Source organism: Actinomadura montaniterrae, from assembly GCF_008923365.1.
GTDB lineage: Bacteria > Actinomycetota > Actinomycetes > Streptosporangiales > Streptosporangiaceae > Spirillospora > Spirillospora montaniterrae.
The window spans coordinates 1-21,577 of sequence record NZ_WBMR01000065.1 but is presented as its reverse complement, the minus strand read 5'-3'; the positions used below and the strand labels follow the sequence as shown (position 1 = coordinate 21,577).

Genomic DNA, 21,577 nt, shown 5'->3' with positions numbered 1-21,577 from the left:
CAACCGGGGTGGGCAAATGCAAACTTAAGCACCGCAAGATGTGTCTCAAGTCCTGGCAAAGTAAACCGTCATCAAAGGTTTCCGCAGGCCCCGGTGGATCTCGGCGCCGGCCGCGGCACCTGAAGACGGCTCGCCGGGGGCTCCGGGGTCGGGTGTGCGCGGGAGCAGCGGGCATCGTGGCCGGGCGCCGGCGGCCGGAGTGATGGAGAGGAGCTCGAGCCCGGCGGGTTGTGGCGGCTCCGTCCAGCAGCGTGCCTCCGTGGCCGCCAGGCGGGCTACGGGCCGTTCGCAGGACGGATGTCCGGGCGAACGGTCGATCGTCGGTCCGCGTCAGAGAAGGGAGCGTTCGTCGACTCGGTGAGTCGGCGGGCGAAGGAAGACTTCGGTTGTGCGGTTGCCGTAGGAGACGTTGAGGGTGTCGAGCCGGTAGTACCAGCCGCCTTCGGCAGTGAGGCGGTGGTTGATCTGCCAGCGCAGGGTCTGCCGGGGCCGCATGGTCACGGCTGCCGGCCGCCAGGTGACGTCGAGCCCACTGCTCGCCCACTCGGGTGCGTCCCTGACCGGGAGGACGCGGAGGCAGTTGTCGGCTTCGGTCATCTCGACCTGCGATTTCGGCGGGTGCCCGCTGGTGACGGTCGTGCTGGGAGAGAAGCCGTTCCGCTCAAGCATGTGCATTTCGTGGACGAAGGGCGGCTCGGCCTCCGGGAGTGGGAAGGCCTCGGGGAGCACGCTGCGTCGGACGGCTCCTGGCCCTCCGCGGGATTCCTTTGTCCAGTAGACGCGCACCCATTGCACCACGATGTCCACCGGCTCATGATCACACTTGTGTCATGGAGAAGTCAGGCGGTTTCCGCGCTGGTCACCGCTGCGCGACGGCCCGGCGGCGGGGCCGCCAGGCCGTCTGGGGGAGTGGTGTCGTGGGGGTGCGGGTCAGGCGGAGGGGGTGTGCTTGATCCGCGTCAGGAGATCGGCGAACTGGGTGGACGTAAGGGTGAGGTGTCCGCCGTCCGGGTCCTTGGAGTCTCGGACGCCGATGCCAGCGCCCGGCGCAAGTCGTCCCAGCTCAACGCAGTGCTCATCGTCGGCTCCGCCGCTGCAAGAGCTCTTCCGCCACTGCACGATCATTGGTAGCTCTCCAGATACCGCTTGATGATGTCGCGGGAGGCCTCGAGGGACGCAGCCGCCGCTCCTATGCGATCGAACTTAACGGACAGTTCGCGGACCTCGCCAGGCGTCTCGATCAAGCGACCTCCGTTCTGCGCGGCGGAGTAGGCGATGTCTCGGCTCTCCAAGCTGAGGACCTGCAGAGCACCGTCGACACCGAGGTGTGCCCCGGACTTGAAGGGAATGATTCGCAGGCTGATCTGAGGTAGATCAGCCAGCTTCAGCAGATGCTCCAGTTGCGCCTTCATCACCTGCGGGCCGCCGACCTCGCGGGCCAGGACACTCTCGTCCAGGACGGCCCACATCTCCACATCGGTCCCTCGGTCGAAGAACGACCTCTTGCGGGTGCTCCGCCGTTCCATGGCGGCCTCGAAGTCCTTGGGCGTCCCTGACTGGACGTAGGCCCAGGTGTACTCGTCGGTCTGGAGGGCGAGCGGGATGACCTGGCCGTGGTAGGTCCTGATGATGTGGGCCTCTTCCTCGTACTTGACGAGTTGGCGTCCCCAGTCCGGGTCGTGGGCCATTCGGGCGAACCAGAGCAAAAGCTGGAATAGCCACCCAGTTCCGTAATGCTTGTCGAGTGCCCGCATATGGTCTTCCTGCGGGCGGCGGCGTCCTGCCTCGAAGTTGGATACAGTGCCGCGCTGCACGCCCATTATCTCGCCGCACTGGGTGAGTGACAGCCCCATCTTCTCTCGCCAAAACCGCAGGTAGAAGGCCAGGAAGTGCCACATGGAGAGCTTCGGGTTGAGGGGGTCGCGGACGATCGGCATCGCTCTCTCCCTGTATCCGGATCGGGGGACTACAGGCACAACGTAGAACGATCGGGTGATCCTTGCCACAAGAAATCGAAAACGTTGGCGAGGGTGGGGACGATGGTGATGACGGCGACGGGGGATTTGATCATTCCGCTGCTGGGGACGCCGGCGACGGTGGGGCTGGCGCGGACGCTGGCGGACGCCTGGATGTGCAAATGGGACTATTTTCATATTCTCGACGATGCGCTTCTGATCGTGTCCGAGCTCGTCACGAATGCCGCGTACGAGACGCCGCACAAGGAGATCCGTTTCCAGCTCAGCCGGGACGCTCAGGGGGTCATCATCGCCGTCTGGGACTCGGGTCTCGGTGTTCCGCGTCCGAAGCCGCTCCGGAAGCTCACCCTCGACGACCTGGACCTGTCCGAGGAGGCGTTCGACGACAACGGCGGCTGGGGCCTGCACATCGTCCAGGCGCTCGCGACCCGCTGCGGTGCCACCCACGACCCGGCCGGCGGCAAGTGGATCTGGGCGCGTATGTCAGTGGGTGGTGGCGTGGGCCAGGTGGGTTAGGGCGGTGGTGATGTCGGCGGGGGTCAGGCCCTGGCGGCGTTGTTCGGCGTAGACGTCGGGGGCCAGCGGGGCGAGGAGCGCGTCGGTGAGGGCGGCCGGGGCGGGGGTGCCCGCTTCGGCCAGCAGCATCCGGACGTGGGCGCGCCAGAAGCCGTAGGCGCTGGCGGCGAAGCGCGCCGCGCCTTGCTCGGCTCCGAGGACGAGCGCGATGTGGTCTTCCAGTAGCTCGACCATCGCGGCGTAGAAGGCGGCCAGCCGGTCGCCGGGGGGCGCGCCGGGGCCGAGGGGCGGGTCGCCGCGCAGCAGGCGCTCCTGGAGCGCGCGCTCGTGGTCGTCGAGGAGCGCGCGGGCGATCGAGACGGTGTCGGGGTAGCGGCGGTAGAGCGTGCCCCGCCCGACGCCCGCGGCCTTGGCGATGTCGTCCATGGTCACGCTGCGCGGGTCGCGGGAGGCGAACAGGTCGGCGGCGGCGGCGAGGACCTTGGCGCGGTTGCGGGCCGCGTCCGCGCGCTCGCGCGGCCGGCCGCCGCCGGCGGGACGGCCGCTGAGCAGGTCGGTACGGGACTCCATGGCGGCGACTCTAGTAGCGATGTGGACAAAGTGTCCACATCGTTGCTACGGTCGGGGCCCACATCAAGCGGACATTGTGTCCAGTTAAGGGAGGCTCCTCATGGCCACGTTGCTGCACCTGGACGCCAGCGCCCGGCGCCGTTCGATCAGCCGCGAGATCGGCGACGCCTTCGCCGGGTCGTGGCGGGACGCCCACCCCGGCGGGACGTACGTCCACCGGGACCTGGCGGCCGAGCCCGTGCCGCACATCGGCGAGGCGTGGACCGAGCTGTGCGACCACGTCCTGGCGCACGGCATCACCGACGTCGACCGGTACAAGGAGGCCGTCCGGACGCCGGAGCAGGCCGCCGCGTGGGAGATCGTCGAGCCGCTGCTGGCCGAGCTGGTGGCCGCGGACGTCGTGCTGATCGCGACCCCGATGTACAACTACTCGGTCCCGTCGTCGCTGAAGGCGTGGCTCGACCAGGTGACCTTTCCGCGGATGTCGCTCGCGGGGCGGCGCTTCGTGGTCGCCACGGCCCGCGGCGGCGCCTACGGTCCCGGCGCGCCGAAGGCCCGCTTCGACCACCAGGAGCGCTTCCTCCGCGACTTCTTCGCCGGCCACTTCGCCGTCGAGGACGCGACGTTCATCGCCGCCGAGCTGGCCAACTCACGCGTCGACCCGGCCCTCGCCCACCGGCGCGCCGAGCACGACGCGTTGCACGCCGCCGCGCTCGGAACCGCCCGCGACCTCGGCAAGGAGTACTGATGAACTGGCTCGTCCTCGGGCTGGCGGGGCTGGTCGAGATCGCCTGGGCACAGAGCATCAAGCCGACCCAGGGCTTCACCAGGCCGCTGCCGACCCTCGTCTCGCTCGCCCTCATGGTGGCCGCGGTCTGGCTGCTGGCGCAGGCGATGCGCACCCTGCCGGTCGGCACCGCCTACGCGATCTTCACCGGCATCGGCGCGGTCGGCGCGATCGCGCTGGGCGTCGCCGTCCACAAGGATCCGCTGACGGCCGGGCGCGTGACCGCGCTCGCCCTCATCGTCTCCGGCCTGGTCCTCGCCCGCGTCACGAGCCCGGAGTGACGGCGGCGAGCTGGATGCCCGCTCGGGCGACGGCGATGGCGTCGAGGGGCGCGGTGCCGGTGAAGGACGTCTTGGGGTCGGACAGCATCACGCTGGTGACGACGGTCCGGCCCCCGGACGTCCGGGCCAGGTAGTTCAGCGTCAGGACGCCCGGTTCGCTGCCGCCCTTGAACCAGACCTTCGGGTAGCTCGCCGGGTTCAGGTCGATGTTGCCGTCGTTGATGGACAGGGCCTTGCCCACGCCCGACTGGCCGGGCTTGGACGAGCGGGCGTCCAGCCCGCTGAACGCCGCGCAGATGTCGGTCGGGGCGGCGAACCATTCGATGGAGTCGATGTCGCGCGGCTGCCGCCACATCGTGACCTGGTTGAGCGGGACGGTGTCGAGCCCCGGCAGCGCGGAGGCGCGGCGGCTCGGCGGCAGCGCCAGGTAGCGGTCGGCGCGGGCCGGGTAGCCGGCGCCCTTGAGGACGAACATCTGCCGCGTGGTGAGGAACGGCCGGTCGCCGCGCTGGTGCCGGTTGCCGAGCCGGGTCGGCTCCGCCTCCACGGCACGGCGCCCGAGGCGGTGGAGGAGATGGTCGGCGGCGGTGTTGTCGCTGATCGAGATCATGTAGTCGGCGTACTGGCCGAGCGTCAGCTCCGTCCCCGCGGGCTTGTCCTGCAGGATCCCGGACGGGAGGCTCTTCCAGGCGTCCTTGATGGGCATGGTCGTGCTCCACGACACGGTGCCGCGCGCGACGGCGTCCGACAGCGCGCCGAGCACGTACAGCTTGAACGCCGAGCCGAGCGGGCGCGGGGCCGCGGGACGCACCCCGTGGACGACCCGGCACCGGCCGCCGGGGCCGATCTCGGACGCGGCGAACGAGACCCGCGGCGCGAGGCGGTGCAGCTCCGCGTCCAGCTCCTTCCAGGAGCCGGGCTGCTTGGTGACGTACAGGCCGATGATCAGGCCGGACGCGTCGGTCGAGACGGTGACCAGCAGCGAGGCGCGCCGCGCGCCGGTGAACCAGCCGACGGCCTGCGTCTTGGACGACGCGGCGGGCTCCTGCGCGGTGAGCGGGCCGCTCTGGGCGAGCACCTTGGACAGTCCGGCGGCGCCGCCCATCGCGGTGAGCGAGGCGGCCGCGACGTGGGCGGCGGCGTCCGCGTCGCTGATCGGCAGGTGCCGGGACGCGGAGACGAGCCAGGCCAGCTGGTCGCCCGCGGTCGCCGTGGACGCGTACGCGGCGGTGCGCCGGACGGAGGTGGAGGCAGTGCAGGCCGCGGCACCGGCGACGAGTGCGGTGGCCAGGGCGAGCAGGCGGACGGAGGTGTTCAAGGGACCCTCCCCGGAGGGGTGATGTAGAGGCCCGCGACCGTGGCGTCGGGGGCGTAGGTGACCCGGCCGGTCATCTCGCCGGCCTCGAAGTGCAGCGGGACGTCGACGACGGTGTGGTCGCCGGCCTGGTGGACGGCGGGCGCGCCCATCCGCTCGTACGCGCCGACGGTGCCGATGACCTGCGCCCACACGGACGCGAGCCGGTCGGTGCCGATGGCGTCGCGCATCGTGGCGTCGAAGTCGCGGCGGGCCGCGTCCCAGTCGCCCGCCGCGAGGTCGGCCAGCAGCCCGACGGCGAGATCGGCGGCGCCCGGGAGGACGTTGGCGGACATGGGACTCCCCGTTCGCGGATCGATCGGACGCCCGAAGCGCTGGAACGCGGCCTGCCGGGTGGTGCCGAGCACGTCGCCGATCTCCTGCCAGGTGTGCCCCGCGGCCCGAGCCGCCTCGACGGCCCGGCGGAGCAGGTCGTCGGCCAGCCGGGTCGTCTCCGCCGCGGCGGCGACCGCGTCCATCGGCGCGGAGCCGGTCCCGGTGGACGCCTGCTCGGCGAGGCGGGCGGCCGCCTCGGCCAGCGCCTCGCCGGGCGTTCCGGTCACCTCGGGCATGCGGCCCACGCTGTCACCGTCGCCGAGAAACGTCAATCTCTCCTTTACGTGCGGCGCCGCCGGAGCACGTTTTGTGGCTCGGGCTCTGCGTGCCGCGCTCCGGCAGGTCGCGTTGCAGAATCGGCGCGTACGTCCTGGTCCATCGCGCTCAGGGAGAGGTTGCCCGCAGAACTCGCACGTGCCGCCCATCGTGCCGTCCACCTTTCCGTGCCGTCAGAGATAGCACGAAAATAGCACGATATGCAGTGGGCAGGCCGCTGTTGATCTCGGTGCTTCAGCGCGTGTTGCGCGGGGTACCGATGAGATCAAGGAGGGCGGAGTGGGTCTCGGGGTCTGCGGCGGCGATGAGGCCGCCGGGGCCGGTGTGCAGCGGCTGACCGTGAATGCCGGTCACGACGCAGCCGGCGGCCTGGCACAGCGCGATGCCGGCGGCGAAGTGCACGCTGTCCTGCACATGCCCATCGGTGACGTAGGCCGCGCGACGTCCCGCCGCCACCCACGCCACGGCCAGGGTCGTGGACACCACGCGCGGACGGAACCGGGCCGCGAACCCCGCGCCGGCGAGGAGATCGACCGCGCGGAAGCCCGGGGCGTTCGGGAACGGCGGGTCGAGGTTGACGTCCACGAGGTTCGAGGCGGGCGAGGGGACCAGCGGCGCGTCGGTCCCGCCGGCGCGGACGCGGGCGCGGGTGCCGTCCGTCCAGAAGACCTCGTCGCTGAACGGGTCGGCGGACGCCGCCGCGCCGGTCCCGGAACCGGCGCGCAGGGCGACGTTCACGGCGACGAGCATGCTGCGGACGGCGTAGTTCAGCGTCCCGCAGAGCGGGTCGACCAGCCACATGCGGTCGCCGGAGCCGGTGCGGCCGCTCTCCTCCCCGGTCACGGCGTCGTCGGGGCGGGCGGCCCGGAGGACGTCCACGATCGCCTTCTCCGCCGCGAGGTCGACGGACGTGGCGAAGTCGCCGCCGGGCTTGCCGAAGCGGTCGAGGGACGTCCCGTACATGTCCCGCACGACGGCGGCGCCCGCCAGCGCCGCCCGCACCGCGACCTGCGCATCGTTCTCCACGGGCGCGCAGCCTAGCCGGACGGGGCGGATCCGGGCCCTCGACCTGACATGGTCAAGAACAGGGTTCCTGCAAACACTTGACTCGTTCAAGAAAAGGAGGCAACCTGTGCGACGTGGCCACGACCGTGGAATTCCGGCAGATGCTGCGCGGGGCCGCTCTCCGCGTGACCCGTCCCCGGGTCGCGGTGCTGAGCGCGGTACACGCGCATCCGCACGCCGACACCGAATCGATCATCAGCGCCGTGCGCGGTGACCTGCCGAAGGTCTCCCACCAGGCGGTCTACGACTCGCTGCGCGCGCTGACGGAGGCGGGCCTGGTCCGGCGCATCCAGCCGGCCGGCTCCGTCGCGCGCTACGAGGCGCGGGTCGGCGACAACCACCACCACATCGTGTGCCGGTCCTGCGGGACCATCGCCGACGCCGACTGCGCGACCGGCGAGGCGCCCTGCATGACCGCCTCCGACGACGGCGGCTTCTCGATCGACGAGGCCGAGGTCATCTACTGGGGCCTGTGCCCCGCCTGCTCCACCGCTCACCGTTCCTCATCCGCCAACCTCGCGTAGCCCTGGAGGGAACCCATGTCCGAGAACACCGAAGCCGCCGCGGGCCAGTGCCCCGTCGCGCACCAGCGCGCCCCGCACCCGACCCAGGGCGGCGGCAACCGCGGCTGGTGGCCCGACCGGCTCAACCTGAAGCTCCTCGCCAAGAACCCGCCGGTGACGAACCCGCTCGGGGAGGACTTCGACTACGCGGAGGCGTTCAACAGCCTCGACCTCGACGCCGTCAAGCAGGACATCGCCGCGGTCCTCACCGACTCGCAGGACTGGTGGCCCGCCGACCACGGCAACTACGGGCCGCTGATCATCCGGATGGCGTGGCACAGCGCGGGCACCTACCGCGTCAGCGACGGCCGCGGCGGCGCCGGCGCGGGCCAGCAGCGCTTCGCCCCGCTGAACAGCTGGCCGGACAACGCGAGCCTCGACAAGGCCCGCCGCGTCCTCTGGCCGGTCAAGCAGAAGTACGGCCGGAAGATCTCGTGGGCCGACCTGATGATCCTCGCCGGGAACGTCGCGCTGGAGACGATGGGCCTGAAGACCTTCGGCTTCGCCGGCGGCCGCGAGGACGCCTGGGAGGCGGAGGAGGACGTCTTCTGGGGCCCCGAGACCGCGTGGCTGGACGACGAGCGCTACACCGGCGACCGCGAGCTCGAGAAGCCCCTCGCCGCGGTGCAGATGGGCCTCATCTACGTCAACCCGGAGGGCCCGAACGGCAACCCGGACCCGATCGCCGCGGCGCGCGACATCCGCGAGACCTTCGGCCGCATGGCGATGAACGACGAGGAGACCGTCGCGCTGATCGCCGGCGGCCACACCTTCGGCAAGACGCACGGCGCCGGGCCGGCGGACGCCATCGGCCCCGAGCCGGAGGGCGCCCCGCTGGAGGACCAGGGCCTCGGCTGGAAGAACAGCCACGGCACCGGCAAGGGCCGCGACTCGCACACCAGCGGCCTCGAGGTCACCTGGACCAACACCCCGACCAAGTGGGACAACAGCTTCTTCGAGATCCTCTTCGGGTACGAGTGGGAGCTGGAGAAGAGCCCCGCCGGGGCGCACCAGTGGCGGCCGAAGAACGGCGCCGGCGCGAACACGGTGCCCGACCCCGAGGACGGCACCCTCAACCGCGCGCCCGGCATGCTGACGACGGACCTGTCGCTGCGCTTCGACCCGATCTACGAGCCGATCTCGCGCCGCTTCAAGGACAACCCCGACGAGTTCGCGGACGCGTTCGCGCGCGCCTGGTTCAAGCTGACCCACCGCGACATGGGGCCCATCCAGCGCTACCTCGGCCCCGAGGTGCCGAGCGAGACGCTGGTCTGGCAGGACCCCGTCCCGGCGGTCGACCACGAGCTCGTCGACGCGCAGGACGTCGCCGCCCTCAAGGCCCGGCTGCTGGACTCCGGCCTGTCGGTGTCCCAGCTCGCCGCCACCGCGTGGGCGTCCGCCGCGTCGTTCCGCGGCACCGACAAGCGCGGCGGCGCCAACGGCGCCCGCATCCGGCTGGAGCCGCAGCGGAGCTGGGAGGTCAACAACCCGGCCGAGCTCGCGACCGTGCTGCGCACGCTGGAGCAGGTCCAGGAGGCGTTCAACGCCGAGCAGACCGGCGGCAAGAAGATCTCCCTGGCCGACCTGATCGTGCTCGGCGGCTGCGCCGCCGTCGAGAAGGCGGCCAAGGACGCCGGCCACGACATCGAGGTGCCGTTCACGCCGGGCCGCACCGACGCGTCGCAGGAGCAGACCGACGTCGAGTCGTTCGAGGTGATGGAGCCGACGCACGACGGGTTCCGCAACTACCTCGCGAAGGGCAACATCCTGCCGGGCGAGTTCCTGCTCGTCGACCGGGCGAACCTGCTCACGCTGAGCACGCCCGAGATGACGGTGCTCGTCGGCGGGCTGCGCGTCCTCGGCGTGAACCACGGCCAGTCGGACCTCGGCGTCCTCACCGACCGTCCCGGGCAGCTCACGAACGACTTCTTCGTGAACCTGCTCGACATGGGCACGGTGTGGAAGGCGACGAACGAGGAGTCGGAGACCTACGAGGGCCGCGACGCCTCCGGCGAGCTGAAGTGGACCGGCAGCCGCGTCGACCTGGTCTTCGGCGCGAACTCCGAGCTGCGCGCGGTCGCCGAGGTCTACGCCTCCGACGACGCGAAGGAGAAGTTCGTCCAGGACTTCGTCAAGGCGTGGGACAAGGTCATGAACCTCGACCGGTACGACCTGCGGTGACGCCCTCCGGGGACGTCGCCTGAGGTGACGTGACGGCGGCCGGGGGCCGGGCGCCCGGCCCTGGGCCCGCCGGGGTTGCGCGGGGGGGGGGGGGGGGGGGGGCGGGGGGGGGGGGGGGGGCCGGCCCCCCCCCCCCCCCCCCCCGGCCGTCGTTCCGCTTGCGGGTCGGGGCGGTTCCTCGTCAGTCGGCCTCTGGCGGTGTCAGTCGGCCTGGCGGTGTCGGTCAGCCGGGCGGTGTCAGTCGGCCTGGCGGCGGCACCGCGGGCACAGGCCCCAGAACGTGACGTCGGCCTCGTCGATGAGGTACCCGGCGTCGTCGACCGGGTCGAGGCAGGGCGGGTGGCCGACGGCGCAGTCGACGTCCTTGACGGCCCCGCAGTTGCGGCACACCAGGTGGTGGTGGTTGTCGCCGACGCGCCCCTCGAAGCGGGCGGGGCTCCCGGCGGGCTCGATGCGGCGGACCAGCCCGGCCTTGGTGAGCGCGTGGACGGCCTCGTACACGGCCTGCAGGGAGATGTGGCCGACGCGGTCGCGGACTCCGGCGGCGATCCCCTCGACGTCGAGGTGGTCGCCCTCCCGGACGGTCTCCAGCAGCGCGACGCGGGCGGCGGTCACCCGCAGGCCGGCACCGCGCAGTTCCTCGGCGGTGGTCGGGGTCTGCGATGCGCACATGGACCCCAGATTACCTTAGCGAATCGCGAACGATTCAAAACAGTAAACGCTACAACTCTGTACCCCCGGACGGAAGCACCGACGCAGGCCACGCGGCGGGCGCACGGGCTGGCGCGCGGGCGGGCGCATGGGTGGGCGCGCGGCGGGCCGCGTGGCGGGCCTGGACGGAAACCGCGTGTGTCCGGCCGGTCACACTGTAGGTTCGATCACGCGTGACCGTGCGGCCCCCCGGCGAGAGGAGTCACGGTGCGTCTGGGAGCGCGGATCGCCGGCCGCTACCGGCTGGTCAAGGGTCCCGTGCGCGGCGGGACCGGCGAGGTCTGGCTGGCCGCCGACGAGCGCCTCGGCCGCCCGGTCGTGCTCAAGCGGGCGCTGCTCGGCGGCGACGACGCCGCGTTCGGCCGGCTGCGGGCCGAGGCCCGCGCCCTCGCCCGGTTCAGCCACCCGCACGTCGTCACGCTCTACGACGCGGTCCGCACGGGGACGCGCGGGCGCGCCGCGTCCTGGCTCGTCATGGAGTACGTGCCCGGCGGGAGCCTCGCCGACTGGCCGCCGATCCCGGCCGCGGCCGCGGCCCGCGTCGGCGCGCAGATCGCGGACGCCCTCGCCGCCCTGCACGCCGAGGGCATCGTGCACTGCGACGTCAAGCCGGGCAACATCGTCGTCACCGAGGACGGCACCGCCAAGCTCACCGACTTCGGCGCCGCCTACCGGACCGGCGGCCGCGAGACGATCACCCCGAACGGCGCCGTGAGCCACACTCCCGCGTTCGCCGCGCCCGAGGTCGTCGTGGGACGGCCCGAGCCCGCGTCCGACGTGTACTCCCTCGGCGCCACCGTCCTCGCGCTGACGACCGGCGAGCCGCCCGCCCGCGACGGCGGAGGCCCGGCTGCCGGGGACGCGGGCGAGCCGCTCGCCGGGATCGTGGCGGCGATGGTCCGGGACGACCCGGCGGAACGTCCCAGCCCCGCCGAGGCGCGCGCGCTGCTCGACGAGGCGGCGGGCCCGGCGGAACCCCAGCTTCCCCTGCATCTCGTCCCGACCCTGGACGGCCCGTCCGGCGGCCTCGCCGCCGCCGACGCGGACGCCGACTGGGACCTGACCGGCGGCTCCGCGTCCACGTGGCGGAAGGGGACGGCGTTCGCGCGGCGCCATCCGCGGCTCCTCACGGCGGGAGCGGCCGTCGCGGCGGCCGCTGTCGCGCTCGCGCTGACACCGCTCTTCTCCGGCGGAGGCCGCGCCGACCAGCCCGAGACGGACCCGTCCGGGACGGCGGCCGCCGCGTCCCTCATCGGCGACCCGCGCACCGCCGACCCCTGCGCGCTGACCGCCGCCGCCGCGCTCGGCCGGTTCGGCGACACCGACCTTGACGACCACTACGGCAACTTCGACCGGTGCGACGTCGTCGTGTCGTCGCACAAGGGCGGCGTTGTCGACGTCAGGGTGGAGTTCGACGACGACGCGGGGACGGAGCAAGGGGCCCGGGCGAAGGCCGCGGGCCGGGTCCGCGTCGACGAGGAGCCCCTCGACGGCGACGAATGCGCCCGCATCCTCCGGCTGCCGGGCAAGGACGCGGGCACCGCGATCGACGTCATCGCCCACCAGGAGGACGGCGGTCCCGCGCAGCTCTGCGCCATCGCCGACGTCGCCGCCGCCGGGGCGACCGCTGTGCTGAACCGCGGACCCGTTCCGCGGCGCTCCCCGCCCCTGCCCGCCGCGTCCCTGGCCCAGCAGGACGCGTGCACGCTGCTCGACGCGCGCGCGCTCGACGTCGTGCCGGGGATCGACGCCACCGATCCGGACGTCGACTACGCCCGGTGGGGCTGCTCGTGGCACAGCACCACCCGCGACATCCAGGTCAAGCTGCGGTTCGACCAGGGGCAGCCCCTCACCGCGCAGGACGGCCGCCCCACCGTGCTCGGCGGGTTCCCCGCCTACGTCGAGCCGGACGGCGACGGCGACGGGTCGTGCCTCGCCCGGCTCGTCTACCGCACCCACCCCGACCGGTACGGCGACAAGGCGGTCGAGACGGTCTACCTCGTCGTGCAGGGCGAGGCGCCCGCGAAGCAGCGGTGCTCGCTGGCGACCGGGCTCGCCGCGTCCGCCGCCCGCTCCCTCCCCGCACCGCCCCGCTCAGGCTGAGCCGCGGCGCCCGCGCTCAGGGCGAGCCCGCTGCCCGCGCCCGCCCGCTCAGGTTGAGCGCGCTGCCCGCGCCCGCCCGCTCAGGTTGAGCGCGCTGCCCGCGCCCGCCCGCTCAGGTTGAGCGCGCTGCCCGCGCCCGCCCGCTCAGGTTGAGCGCGCTGCCCGCGCCGCCTCGCTCAGGTTGGGCGCGCTGCCCGCGCCGCGCCGCTCAGGTTGAGCGCGCTGCCCGCGCCGCCTCGCTCAGGTTGGGCGCGCTGCCCGCGCCGCGCCGCTCAGGTTGAGCGCGGCGCCCGCGCCGCCTCGCTCAGGTTGAGCGCGGCGCCCGCGCCGCCTCGCTCAGGTTGAGCGCGGCGCCCGTGCCGGTCCGGTCAGGTTGGGTGCGGCGACCTTCCGGTGGGGGCGGTCACGCCAGGCCGTCCGGGCCGTCGAGGAGCGCCAGGTCCGCGGTCACGATCGTGGCGCTGACCAGCAGCTCGCTGATCAGGTTGTGGTTCAACGTGTTGCCGAGCGGCGGCGGGACCTCCTCCTCCAGCAGCCCGTCGACCCGGGCGCTGAGCCGCCGGCGCACCTCGGTGACGATGCGCGCGGCCCGCTTGGCGTTCCACCGCTCGCCCGGCCGCAGCGCGCCCAGCTCGTCGGCGACCTGCGCCCAGGTGAGCGGCTGCGGCCACGGCTCCTGCCGCAGGTAGCGCTGGCCGAGGCACACCAGCACCAGCCGTTCGAGGTCGCTCAGCTCCCAGCCGCCCGGGTCGTAGGTGGCGGCGTCGTGCCGGTTCCCCGCGCCCCGCCCGGGCGCCCCCGCCGCGATCCGCACCTCGAGGAGGTGCTCCTGCTCCGGCGTGACGATGAACAGCGGCGTGTACGCGGCGGGCAGCTCGGCCCGGTGCCCGCCGAGCACCAGCCGCGACCCGGGGAACCGGATCGCGAGCTTCCCGACGTTGTACAGCACCCACCGCGAGTGCTCGCGGGTGATGTAGCCGTGCCGCCGGCTGACGTGCGGGTCGTTCGCGCCGACGCAGACGTGGACGTCCGGCTCGCAGCGGCCGAACACGACGTCGAAGCCCGCGTCCGGGGCGACGCGCATCCCGCCGTTCGTCCCCATGACGAACAGCGTCCCGGTCTGCGCCGGGGGATGCCCCGACGTGAGGCTCCCGATCCCTTTCGGGAGGACGTCGACCTTGCCGAGGGAGCTCCGCGTCCGCACCGCCATGTCATCCATCCTCTCTCGCTTGGCGGCCAACGTAACGGCGGACGGCCGGGAGGGGTCCCGGAACGGGCCGGGACCCCGGGGGCGAAGCGGCGGCGGGTCAGGACGCGGGCGCGGCGACCAGCTCGTTGATCTCGGGCAGGACCGCGTCCGCGACGGTGACCGGGCGCGGGATCAGGCCGTTGGCGTGGAAGAGGTCGGCGGCGTGCTGCTGCTCGGCGACGAAGCCCTCGTCCACCGGGTTCAGGCCCCAGGGGCGGGTGCGCAGCGCGTGCTCCCAGGCGTCGAGGTCGCCGCCGTCGTCGTCGGCGAACAGCTTCGCGGCCTCGCGCGGGTTCGCCTCGATCCAGGCGTCCGACTCCTTCAGCGCGGCGACGATCGCGGCCAGGTCGTCGCGCCGCTCGGTCGCGAACGCCCGGCTGGTGAACCACAGCGAGCGGTGGCTGAACAGGCCCGGCGTCTCGATGACGGTCCGGACGGGACGCTGCTTCTCCACGTCGGTGAGGTACGGGTAGGAGCCGACCCAGGCGTCGACGTCGCCGTTCAGGAACAGCTCGGCGGCGTTGCCGTAGGCGTCCACCGGCTCGATGTCGCTCCAGGTCAAGCCCGCCTTCTCCAGGGCGAGCAGCAGCAGCGTGGTCTGCCAGGAGCCGTGGCCGAGCGCGACGCGCCGCCCCTTGAGGTCGGCGGGCCCGGCGATCGGGGAGTCGTCCGGGACGACGATCCGGCCGTTCTCGACGCGCGGCCCGGAGATCGCGACGTAGACGACGTCGTGCCCCTTGGCCTGCGCGGTGACGGGCGGGGTGGAGCCGGTGCCGATGAAGTCGTAGCCGCCGTCGAACAGGTGGTCGCCGTGCCCGGACGGCAGGCCCTCGGTGGGCGCGGGACGGTCGCCGGCGGGCAGCGACCGCAGGTCCACCCACTCCACGTCCGGGACGGACCGTTCCAGGATGCCGCGGTGCCGCAGCACCCACAGCGAGTTGTTCTGCGGGAAGTAGCCGACGCGCAGGCTCATGCGATCTTTCCTTTCAGCAGGGGGAGGACGTGGCGGCCCACGCGCTGGGCCTCCTCGAGGTGCGGGACGCCCGCGAGGATGAAGGCGTCCACGCCGAGGTCGATCAGTTCGTCGAGCCGGGCGGCGACCTGGTGGTAGTCGCCGACGAGCCCGAACAGCGGGCCCGGCCGGAGCCGGTTGAAGCCGCCCCACACGTTGGGCTGCACTTCGAGGTCGCGGAAGTCGTCGCCGGCGCCCGCGGTGAACGCGCGGCCCCGCTGCCAGCCGACGGACTCGGACGCGTCCGGGGTGCGCTGCGCGTCGCCGAGCCGCGCCCAGCCCGCGCGGACCTCCTCCCACGCCTCCTCCTCCGTCTCGCGGGCGAGGACGTCGACGCGGACGGCGAACTTCGGCGGCGTGTCGCTGTGCTCGCGGACCAGGGCGAACTTCGCGGCCAGCGCGTCGAACGGCTCCAGCCAGGACAGGTAGTAGTCGGCGTGCCGGCCCGCGGCGGCGATCGCGGCGGGCGACGAGCCGGAGAAGAAGATCTCGGGGAACGGCTGCCCGCGCAGCTCCGGCGGGAGCGCCGCGCTCTCGACCCGGTAGAAGCGGCCCTCGTGGTCGAACGGGCCGTCCCACACGCCCTTCAGCACGTCGAGGAACTCCGAGGTGCGGGCGTACCGGTCGTCGTGCGCGACCTTGTCGCCCCACCACAGCTGCTGCGGCCCGCCGCCGCCGGAGATGATGTTGTAGACGACGCGCCCGCCCGTCGCGGCCTGCAGCGACGCCGACATCCGCGCCGCCTGCACCGGGTGCAGGAACCCGGGCTGGAACGCGATCATGAACCGGTAGGCGGTGGTCTCCCCGGCGAGCGCGGCGGCCGCCGCCCACGGGTCGTCGGTCTCGGGGAACGACGGCATCAGCCCGCCGACGAACCCGGACCGCTCCGTCGCCCGCGCCACCTCGCCCATGTAGTCGACCGGGCCGTACCCGTCCGGCGCGCCGCCGCGCAGGCCGGGGCCGAGGGCGCCCGGCAGGTACGGGCCGAAGCCGCCGCGGGTGATGTCGCCGAGCCGCAGCGCGGGCGCGTCGCCCTCCATCGCGATGCGCCAGTAGATGTCAACCGACACCTTCGGTCTCCTTCCGCAGCAGGGGCAGGACGCGCTGCGCCAGCCAGTAGGCGGTGCCGGGCGTCGCCGCCGGCTCCACGAAGAACTCGGCGATCCCCGCCTCGGCGCGGCGCCGGATCTCCTCGGCGAGGGCCGTCTCGTCCTGGACGTCGGCGCGCAGCCGCAGCGCCGCGTCGACGCCGTCCGGGACGAGCCCGGGGTCGTCGTCGGGGCCGATGAGGTGCGCGTCGGCGTGCTTGGCGGACAGCGCGAGCGCCTCCGGGGACGTCCCCGACAGGTACACCCGCGGGAACGGGCGCGGCACGCGGGAACCGGGGAAGCCGCCGTCGAGCACCTGGAAGTGCTCGCCCTCGAAGGTGTACGGGCGCTCGCCCCACACGCCCTTCGCGATCGTGAGGAACTCGTCGGCGCGGGCGTAGCGGGCCGGGCCGTCGAGGAAGTCGCCGTGTGCGCGCGCGACGTCCGGGGCGAGGTCGACGGCGAGCCGCCACGCGAGCCGTCCGCCGGTGTAGCGCTGCAGCGACGCCGACAGCTTCGCCGCGTAGACGGGCGTCGCGATCGCCGGATGGAACTCGGCCGCCACCTGGACGTGCCGCGTGTCCCGCAGCACCGCCGCCGCGAGGACCAGCGGGTCGTGGCCGCCGGGATCGAACGGGACGAGCACGCCGTCCAGCCCGCCCAGCTCGGCGGCGCGGCCCACCGCGCGGTGCTCCGGCTCGACGGCGCGCGGGCGCACGTCGGTGACGAAGTCCGGCAGGACCGCCCGTCCGGGCGCGCGGGTCGGCGCCACGACATGCAAGCGGGTCAACGTATCGCTCCTTCCGAGGGCCGTCCGGCCTTCTCCTGTTCGTCGCCCGGCTCGGGCGCCGGGAGGCGGACGCCGAGGTCGGCCAGCAGCCGGCGGCGCAGCGCGGTGAACTCGGGGTCGGCGGCGTCGCGGGGACGCCGCGCCGCCACCCGCTCGTCGGTGACGAGCCGCCCGTCCTTCAGCACCGCGACGCGGTCGGCCAGCCGGATCGCCTCGTCCACGTCGTGGGTGACCAGCAGCACCGCCGGGCGGTGCGTGCGGACCAGGTCCCCGACGAGGTCCTGCATCCGCAGCCGGGTCAGCGCGTCGAGCGCGGCGAACGGCTCGTCCAGCAGCAGCAGTTCCGGTTCGCGGACCAGCGCGCGCGCCAGCGCGACGCGCTGCGCCTCGCCGCCGGACAGGGTGTGCGGCCACGCCCGGGAGTGGTCGGCCAGGCCGACCTCCGCGAGCGCCCGCCGCCCCCGCTCCTGCACGGCGGCGCCGCGCGGCAGCCCGACGACGACGTTGCCGAGGACGCGCTTGGACGGCACCAGCCGCGGCTCCTGGAACACGATCGTCCGGGCCTCGGGGACCAGGACGGTGCCGCCGTCCGGCCGGTCGAGGGCGCCGAGGATGCGCAGCAGCGTCGTCTTGCCGGTGCCGCTCGCGCCGAGGAGCGCGACGAACTCGCCGCGTTCGATGTCGAGGTCCACCCCGTCCAGGACGGCGCGGGTCCCGAAGACCCGGCGCAGCCCGCGCAGGTGCACAGCGGTGCTCATCGTGCCGCCCCCTTCGCCCGCCACGGCATCAGCAGCCGCTCGGCGCCGCGCGCGAGCAGGTCGGCGGCCAGCCCGAGCAGCCCGTACACCAGCACGCAGACCGACAGGATGTCGGTGCGCGAGAAGCTCTGCGCCTGCGTCATCAGGTAGCCGATCCCGGACGTCGAGTTGATCTCCTCGGCGGCGATCAGCGCGATCACGCTGAGCGTCATCGACAGCCGGAACCCGGCGAGCAGTGACGGCAGCGCGCCGGGCAGCACGACCTCGCGGACGAGCCGCCACCCGCCGAGGCCGAAGGTGCGCATCGCCTCCAGCAGCCGCCGGTCGACGTTCCGGACGCCGCCCGCCGTCGAGACGTACATCGGGAACGTGGTGGCGACGGCGATCAGCACGACCCGCGCCGACTCGCCGATCCCGAACCACACCATGAACAGCGGGACGAGCGACAGGAACGGCAGCGCGCGCAGCAGCTGCAGCGGCGAGTCCAGCAGCTCCTCGCCGAGGCGGGAGAAGCCGGTGACGACGCCGAGCAGCAGCCCGGTGGCGAGCCCGAACGCCAGGCCGAGGACGGCGCGGGTCAGCGAGACCCGCAGCGCGTCGGTGAGCTGGCCGTCCGCCCACAGCTCGCGGGCGGCGTCCGCGACGGTCGCGGGCGAGGCGAGCACGTCGGGGCTGAGGACGCCGGTCGCGGACGCCAGCCACCAGCCGCCGAGCAGCGCGAGCGGGCCGAGGGTGCGCAGCGCGACGCTCACGCCGCGGCGGCGCGGCTTCGGGATGCGCGGGCGCGGGACGACGAGGTCCGGGTAGGAGCGCGTCTCGGCCGGGGCGGCGGTCATGTCCCGCTCCCGGGCAGCGCCACCACGTACGGCTTGACGTCGACCGCCGTCGGAGTGATCTTCTGGTCGGCGAAGAACCGCGCGACGCTCGCGAACCCGTCGAGGTCGGCCGCGCCGATCGGCTGGGCGGTCGCGCCCTGCGCGAGGTTCTGCACGGTGAGCCGCTCGGCGTCGCCGCTGACGGCCTGCGGCCCGGCCTTGGTGAACACGTTGACGTAGGCGCCGGGGTTCTTGATCTGGTCCTGCCCCCGGTCGTGCAGGTACTGGTAGAACGCCTTGACGACCTCGGGGTGCGCGTCGGCGAGCTTCGTCCGGACGGCCCACACCGAGTAGTTCTGCGAGCCGATCTGCCCGCCGTTCACCAGGAAGTGCGCGCCCGTCGAGGCCATCTCGGGCAGCGAGTACGTCGCCCACACCGCCCACGCGTCGACCTTCCCGGAGTTGAACACCGGGGCGGTCTGCGCGGGGTTGAGGTAGACGCGCTTCACCTGGTCCGGCTTGATCCCGGACGCGGCGAGGGCCTTGAGCAGCAGGTACTCGGCGGTGCCGCCCTTGTTGACCGCGACCGACTTGCCGACGAGGTCGCGGGGCGTCCGGATCGGCGAGTCCTTGCGCACGAGGATCCCCTCGCCGATCTTGTCGGGGGCGATCTGCGCGAACAGCTTGAAGCCGGGCTTCTGCGCGAGCGCGGCGATCGCGGACGTGATCGAGCCCTGCGCGAAGTCCAGCTCGCCCGCGTTCAGCTCCTGCGCGGCGGGCGCGAACGGCCCGGCGCTGCCGGTCCACTTGACCTTGGCGTGGACCGCCGACAGCGCCTTGTCGAGGCTGCCGTCCTTCTTCCCGGCGGCGAGCACCCCGGAGTTGCCCGGGTCGGGGACGCGGATGGTGACCGTCCCACCGCCGGACGCGCCGGCGTCGTCCGAGCCGCCGCAGCCCGCGGCGGCGAGCAGGACCGCGAGGGCGCCGGCGGCCAGGGCCGGGAGGGCGGGGAAGCGCTTCATGGATGCTCCTGTGCGACGAAGGCGAGCCGCGGGACGAGGTCGCGCGCGGCGGTGAGGGGTGCGGGGTCGGCCCAGGCGGACACGTCCACCGGGGCGTCGTGGAAGCCGTGCCGGCGCAGGAACTCCTCCTGGCCGGCCAGCAGGTCGAGGCGGTCGTCGTCGAGCGCGGCGTGCAGCTCGCGGTGGAAGCCGTCGCCGTAGGCGCGGGCGACGCCCTCCGCCCCGGACCCGGTCTCGTCCGCGAGGATGCGGGCGAGGTCGGCGGGGTGGTCGCGGGCCCAGTCCGCGGCGCCGAGCAGCACGGCGAGGAACCGGACGACGAGGTCCGGGTGCTCGTCGAGGAGCCGCTGGTCGACGGTGATGGGGCGGGGCGTCCCGTTGTTGACCCGCCACCGGCGGTCCGGCAGGGCGTCGAGGTCGATCGCGACCTCGGCGCCGTAGCGGGCGGCGGTCTCCACGGCGACCGAGCCCTTGGTGTAGACGGCGTCGACGCGGCCGTCGCGCAGCGCGGCCAGCTCGGCCTCCCACTGCCCGGGGAGGGCGTCGCCGTCGAGGTCGACGAGCTCGGCGTCGGCGAGGGTGAGCCCGGCCTGGCGCAGCGCGCCGTCGAAGCCGCGCAGCGCCATCGCCCGCCAGAAGTCGATCTCGATGGCGCGGCGCGGGACGGCGAGCCGGCGGCCCTTCAGGTCGTGCGGCCCGTGCAGGCCCGCGCCGGGCCGGGCCAGCACGACCTGCCGCTCCTCGAACCAGGTGAGGCCGACGAGGCGGGTCGGCGCGCCGGTGGAGCGGGCCCACAGCGCGGGGACGTTGCCGCCCTCGCGGACGAGCGTGGGAAGGCGGTGGCGGAAGTGCTCGCCGCGGTCCGGCCCGGGGCCCGCGTCCTGGAGGGAGCGCACGGCGATGCCGTCGGCGGCGAACTCCGCCGCGAGCCAGCCCTGGTCTGCGGCGATGCCGGTGGCGGTGGGGACGGGACAGCGGGTGAACCAGAGGTCCGCGGGAGGGGTGCCGGTCATGCCGGGAGTATTGCCAACAATCCCTACCAACTCAATGTAGATCCCATAAGGTGGGAAACATGGCACACCATCCCCCCGGCGGGCAGGCCGTGCGGCGCGCGCTGGACGTCCTGCTCTGCTTCCGTGACGGCGCCGCGCCGCTGACCGCGTCCGGCATCGCCCGCCGCCTCGGCCTCAGCACCTCGACCGCGCACCGGCTCGCGCAGACCCTCGCGGGCGCGGAGTTCCTCGCCCGCGACGCGTCCGCCCGCTACCGCCTCGGCCCGGCGGTGACCGAGCTGGGCCTGCTGTCGTTCCACCGGCAGGGCCTGCACCGGGTCGCGCCGGAGCTGGAGCACCTGGCCCGGGTCACCGGGACGACGGCCGACCTCGCGATCCGCAGCGGCGACCACGCGGTGCTGCTCGCCGGCGGCACCGTCCGGCGCTCCGAGGACGGCGTCGGCCTGCGCCGCCCGCTGCACTCCACCGCGCTCGGCAAGGTGCTGCTGGCCTGGCCGCGGCCGGGCGCCGACGACCTGTCCGGGCTCGCGCCGCTGCGCCCGCTCACCGGCCGCACCATCGCGGACGTGGACGAGCTGCGCGCGGAGGTGGAGCGGGTCCGCGCCGCGGGGCACGCGATGAACGACGGCGAGTCCGCCGAGGGGGTGCGGACGCTCGCCGTCCCGCTGCTGGACCGGTCCGGCCACGCGCCGTACGCGCTCGCGCTGCGCTCGACGCCCGAGGTCATCACGGACGCGCGCGTCCCGTGGTTCCTGGCGCACGCGCAGTCGTGCGCGCGGGCGATGGAGGTGCTCCTGCTGCCGCCCGAGGACCGCCGGGGCTGGCCGGGCCAGGGCACCGCCCGTCCGTAAACATGTATTTCCTACTGTTTTAGTTGATTTCTCGCCCGATGGGTGCTTACACTCCCCGCGTCCGCCGGGACGCTCCCGGCGCTTGGGAGACCACCGTGACCACCACCTGCGACCAGCCCGCGCGGCAGGCCTCGCCGCGCGACCACGCGGGCTGGCTCGCGCTGGCCCGGACCACCGCGTCCGGCCCCGGCGTGGACGACCCGGACGGCCGGCACGCCGGGCGCCCGCAGGCGCGCGGCGCGGAGGCCCTCCGGCGGGCC

At 73.7% G+C, this 21,577-nt stretch carries 23 protein-coding genes; 7 read left to right on the top strand and 16 right to left on the bottom strand.

All coding sequences use genetic code 11. The annotated features are described in order from the left end of the window. Positions 1 to 330 precede the first annotated feature (330 nt). The 3 genes from F9B16_RS22380 to F9B16_RS22370 form a co-directional block, all read right to left on the bottom strand. Positions 331 to 807: a hypothetical protein gene (locus F9B16_RS22380; protein WP_151542064.1), complete on the bottom strand. Its 477-nt coding sequence runs from the start codon at positions 805 to 807 to the stop codon at positions 331 to 333. Positions 808 to 930: 123 nt separating this feature from the next. Then, on the bottom strand, positions 931 to 1,125 hold the full coding sequence (locus F9B16_RS22375) for a DUF397 domain-containing protein (RefSeq protein ID WP_151542063.1): 195 nt from the start codon (positions 1,123 to 1,125) through the stop codon (positions 931 to 933). Further along, entirely contained in the window at positions 1,122 to 1,937 is an 816-nt protein-coding gene (locus F9B16_RS22370) for a helix-turn-helix domain-containing protein (RefSeq protein ID WP_151542062.1), read from the bottom strand. Before F9B16_RS22370 ends, F9B16_RS22375 begins: the two co-directional genes overlap by 4 nt. 102 nt (positions 1,938 to 2,039) lie before the next feature. Between F9B16_RS22370 and F9B16_RS22365 the strand changes: the two genes are divergently transcribed. After that, on the top strand, positions 2,040 to 2,492 hold the full coding sequence (locus F9B16_RS22365) for an ATP-binding protein (RefSeq protein ID WP_151542061.1): 453 nt from the start codon (positions 2,040 to 2,042) through the stop codon (positions 2,490 to 2,492). Here F9B16_RS22365 and F9B16_RS22360 read toward each other — a convergent pair. Next, positions 2,460 to 3,062 carry a TetR/AcrR family transcriptional regulator gene (locus F9B16_RS22360; RefSeq protein ID WP_151542060.1) on the bottom strand — a complete coding sequence of 201 codons (603 nt, stop codon included), beginning with the start codon at positions 3,060 to 3,062 and terminating at the stop codon, positions 2,460 to 2,462. The two genes, F9B16_RS22365 and F9B16_RS22360, sit on opposite strands and share 33 nt — an antisense overlap. Positions 3,063 to 3,162: 100 nt before the next feature. On the opposite strand from F9B16_RS22360, the gene F9B16_RS22355 reads away from it, so the two are divergent. Next, positions 3,163 to 3,810 (top strand): FMN-dependent NADH-azoreductase, encoded by a 648-nt coding sequence (locus F9B16_RS22355; RefSeq protein WP_151542059.1) that lies wholly within the window; start codon positions 3,163 to 3,165, stop codon positions 3,808 to 3,810. After that, positions 3,810 to 4,130: a DMT family transporter gene (locus F9B16_RS22350; RefSeq protein WP_151542058.1), complete on the top strand. Its 321-nt coding sequence runs from the start codon at positions 3,810 to 3,812 to the stop codon at positions 4,128 to 4,130. The genes F9B16_RS22355 and F9B16_RS22350 overlap by 1 nt, the downstream gene beginning before the upstream one ends. Here the strand turns inward: F9B16_RS22350 and F9B16_RS22345 are convergent. The 3 genes from F9B16_RS22345 to F9B16_RS22335 all read right to left on the bottom strand — a co-directional run bounded on the left by F9B16_RS22345 (position 4,114) and on the right by F9B16_RS22335 (position 7,122). Continuing rightward, positions 4,114 to 5,448: a serine hydrolase gene (locus F9B16_RS22345; protein WP_151542057.1), complete on the bottom strand. Its 1,335-nt coding sequence runs from the start codon at positions 5,446 to 5,448 to the stop codon at positions 4,114 to 4,116. The two genes, F9B16_RS22350 and F9B16_RS22345, sit on opposite strands and share 17 nt — an antisense overlap. After that, complete coding sequence (locus F9B16_RS22340; RefSeq protein WP_192808930.1) at positions 5,445 to 6,056, bottom strand: DUF3887 domain-containing protein; 612 nt, start codon at positions 6,054 to 6,056, stop codon at positions 5,445 to 5,447. The genes F9B16_RS22345 and F9B16_RS22340 overlap by 4 nt, the downstream gene beginning before the upstream one ends. A 274-nt stretch (positions 6,057 to 6,330) precedes the next feature. Then, entirely contained in the window at positions 6,331 to 7,122 is a 792-nt protein-coding gene (locus tag F9B16_RS22335) for an inositol monophosphatase family protein (RefSeq protein WP_225991850.1), read from the bottom strand. Between the two features lie 140 nt (positions 7,123 to 7,262). Between F9B16_RS22335 and F9B16_RS22330 the strand changes: the two genes are divergently transcribed. After that, entirely contained in the window at positions 7,263 to 7,685 is a 423-nt protein-coding gene (locus F9B16_RS22330) for a Fur family transcriptional regulator (protein WP_151542085.1), read from the top strand. Positions 7,686 to 7,700: 15 nt separating this feature from the next. After that, positions 7,701 to 9,905, top strand: a complete 2,205-nt coding sequence (gene katG / locus F9B16_RS22325) for a catalase/peroxidase HPI (RefSeq protein WP_151542055.1) — start codon at positions 7,701 to 7,703, stop codon at positions 9,903 to 9,905. A gap of 237 nt (positions 9,906 to 10,142) precedes the next feature. On the opposite strand, the gene F9B16_RS22315 is transcribed toward katG, so the two are convergent. After that, positions 10,143 to 10,577 (bottom strand): Fur family transcriptional regulator, encoded by a 435-nt coding sequence (locus F9B16_RS22315; protein ID WP_151542054.1) that lies wholly within the window; start codon positions 10,575 to 10,577, stop codon positions 10,143 to 10,145. A gap of 246 nt (positions 10,578 to 10,823) precedes the next feature. Here F9B16_RS22315 and F9B16_RS22310 point away from each other — a divergent pair, with 246 nt between their 5' ends. After that, positions 10,824 to 12,719: a serine/threonine-protein kinase gene (locus tag F9B16_RS22310; protein WP_151542053.1), complete on the top strand. Its 1,896-nt coding sequence runs from the start codon at positions 10,824 to 10,826 to the stop codon at positions 12,717 to 12,719. 403 nt (positions 12,720 to 13,122) lie between these two features. On the opposite strand, the gene F9B16_RS22305 is transcribed toward F9B16_RS22310, so the two are convergent. From F9B16_RS22305 to F9B16_RS22270, 8 genes are all read right to left on the bottom strand, one after another. Continuing rightward, the gene (locus F9B16_RS22305; RefSeq protein ID WP_151542052.1) at positions 13,123 to 13,929 is read right to left on the bottom strand and encodes an FHA domain-containing protein; all 807 of its coding nucleotides are present in this window, start codon (positions 13,927 to 13,929) and stop codon (positions 13,123 to 13,125) included. A 97-nt stretch (positions 13,930 to 14,026) separates the two neighbouring features. Next, positions 14,027 to 14,941: an ABC transporter substrate-binding protein gene (locus F9B16_RS22300; RefSeq protein ID WP_151542051.1), complete on the bottom strand. Its 915-nt coding sequence runs from the start codon at positions 14,939 to 14,941 to the stop codon at positions 14,027 to 14,029. Further along, positions 14,938 to 16,050 (bottom strand): LLM class flavin-dependent oxidoreductase, encoded by a 1,113-nt coding sequence (locus F9B16_RS22295; protein ID WP_151542050.1) that lies wholly within the window; start codon positions 16,048 to 16,050, stop codon positions 14,938 to 14,940. Before F9B16_RS22295 ends, F9B16_RS22300 begins: the two co-directional genes overlap by 4 nt. Next, positions 16,040 to 16,858: an LLM class flavin-dependent oxidoreductase gene (locus F9B16_RS22290; protein WP_192808929.1), complete on the bottom strand. Its 819-nt coding sequence runs from the start codon at positions 16,856 to 16,858 to the stop codon at positions 16,040 to 16,042. Before F9B16_RS22290 ends, F9B16_RS22295 begins: the two co-directional genes overlap by 11 nt. After that, a complete protein-coding gene (locus tag F9B16_RS22285) occupies positions 16,855 to 17,616 on the bottom strand; it encodes an ABC transporter ATP-binding protein (RefSeq protein WP_151542049.1) in 762 nt (253 codons plus the stop codon). Before F9B16_RS22285 ends, F9B16_RS22290 begins: the two co-directional genes overlap by 4 nt. Continuing rightward, entirely contained in the window at positions 17,613 to 18,452 is an 840-nt protein-coding gene (locus F9B16_RS22280; protein ID WP_151542048.1) for an ABC transporter permease, read from the bottom strand. The genes F9B16_RS22285 and F9B16_RS22280 overlap by 4 nt, the downstream gene beginning before the upstream one ends. Beyond that, positions 18,449 to 19,453 carry an NrtA/SsuA/CpmA family ABC transporter substrate-binding protein gene (locus F9B16_RS22275; RefSeq protein ID WP_151542047.1) on the bottom strand — a complete coding sequence of 335 codons (1,005 nt, stop codon included), beginning with the start codon at positions 19,451 to 19,453 and terminating at the stop codon, positions 18,449 to 18,451. The genes F9B16_RS22280 and F9B16_RS22275 overlap by 4 nt, the downstream gene beginning before the upstream one ends. Further along, a complete protein-coding gene (locus F9B16_RS22270; protein WP_151542046.1) occupies positions 19,450 to 20,466 on the bottom strand; it encodes an ABC transporter substrate-binding protein in 1,017 nt (338 codons plus the stop codon). The genes F9B16_RS22275 and F9B16_RS22270 overlap by 4 nt, the downstream gene beginning before the upstream one ends. A gap of 59 nt (positions 20,467 to 20,525) precedes the next feature. Between F9B16_RS22270 and F9B16_RS22265 the strand changes: the two genes are divergently transcribed. Continuing rightward, positions 20,526 to 21,317 (top strand): IclR family transcriptional regulator, encoded by a 792-nt coding sequence (locus tag F9B16_RS22265; RefSeq protein WP_151542045.1) that lies wholly within the window; start codon positions 20,526 to 20,528, stop codon positions 21,315 to 21,317. Positions 21,318 to 21,577 lie beyond the last annotated feature (260 nt).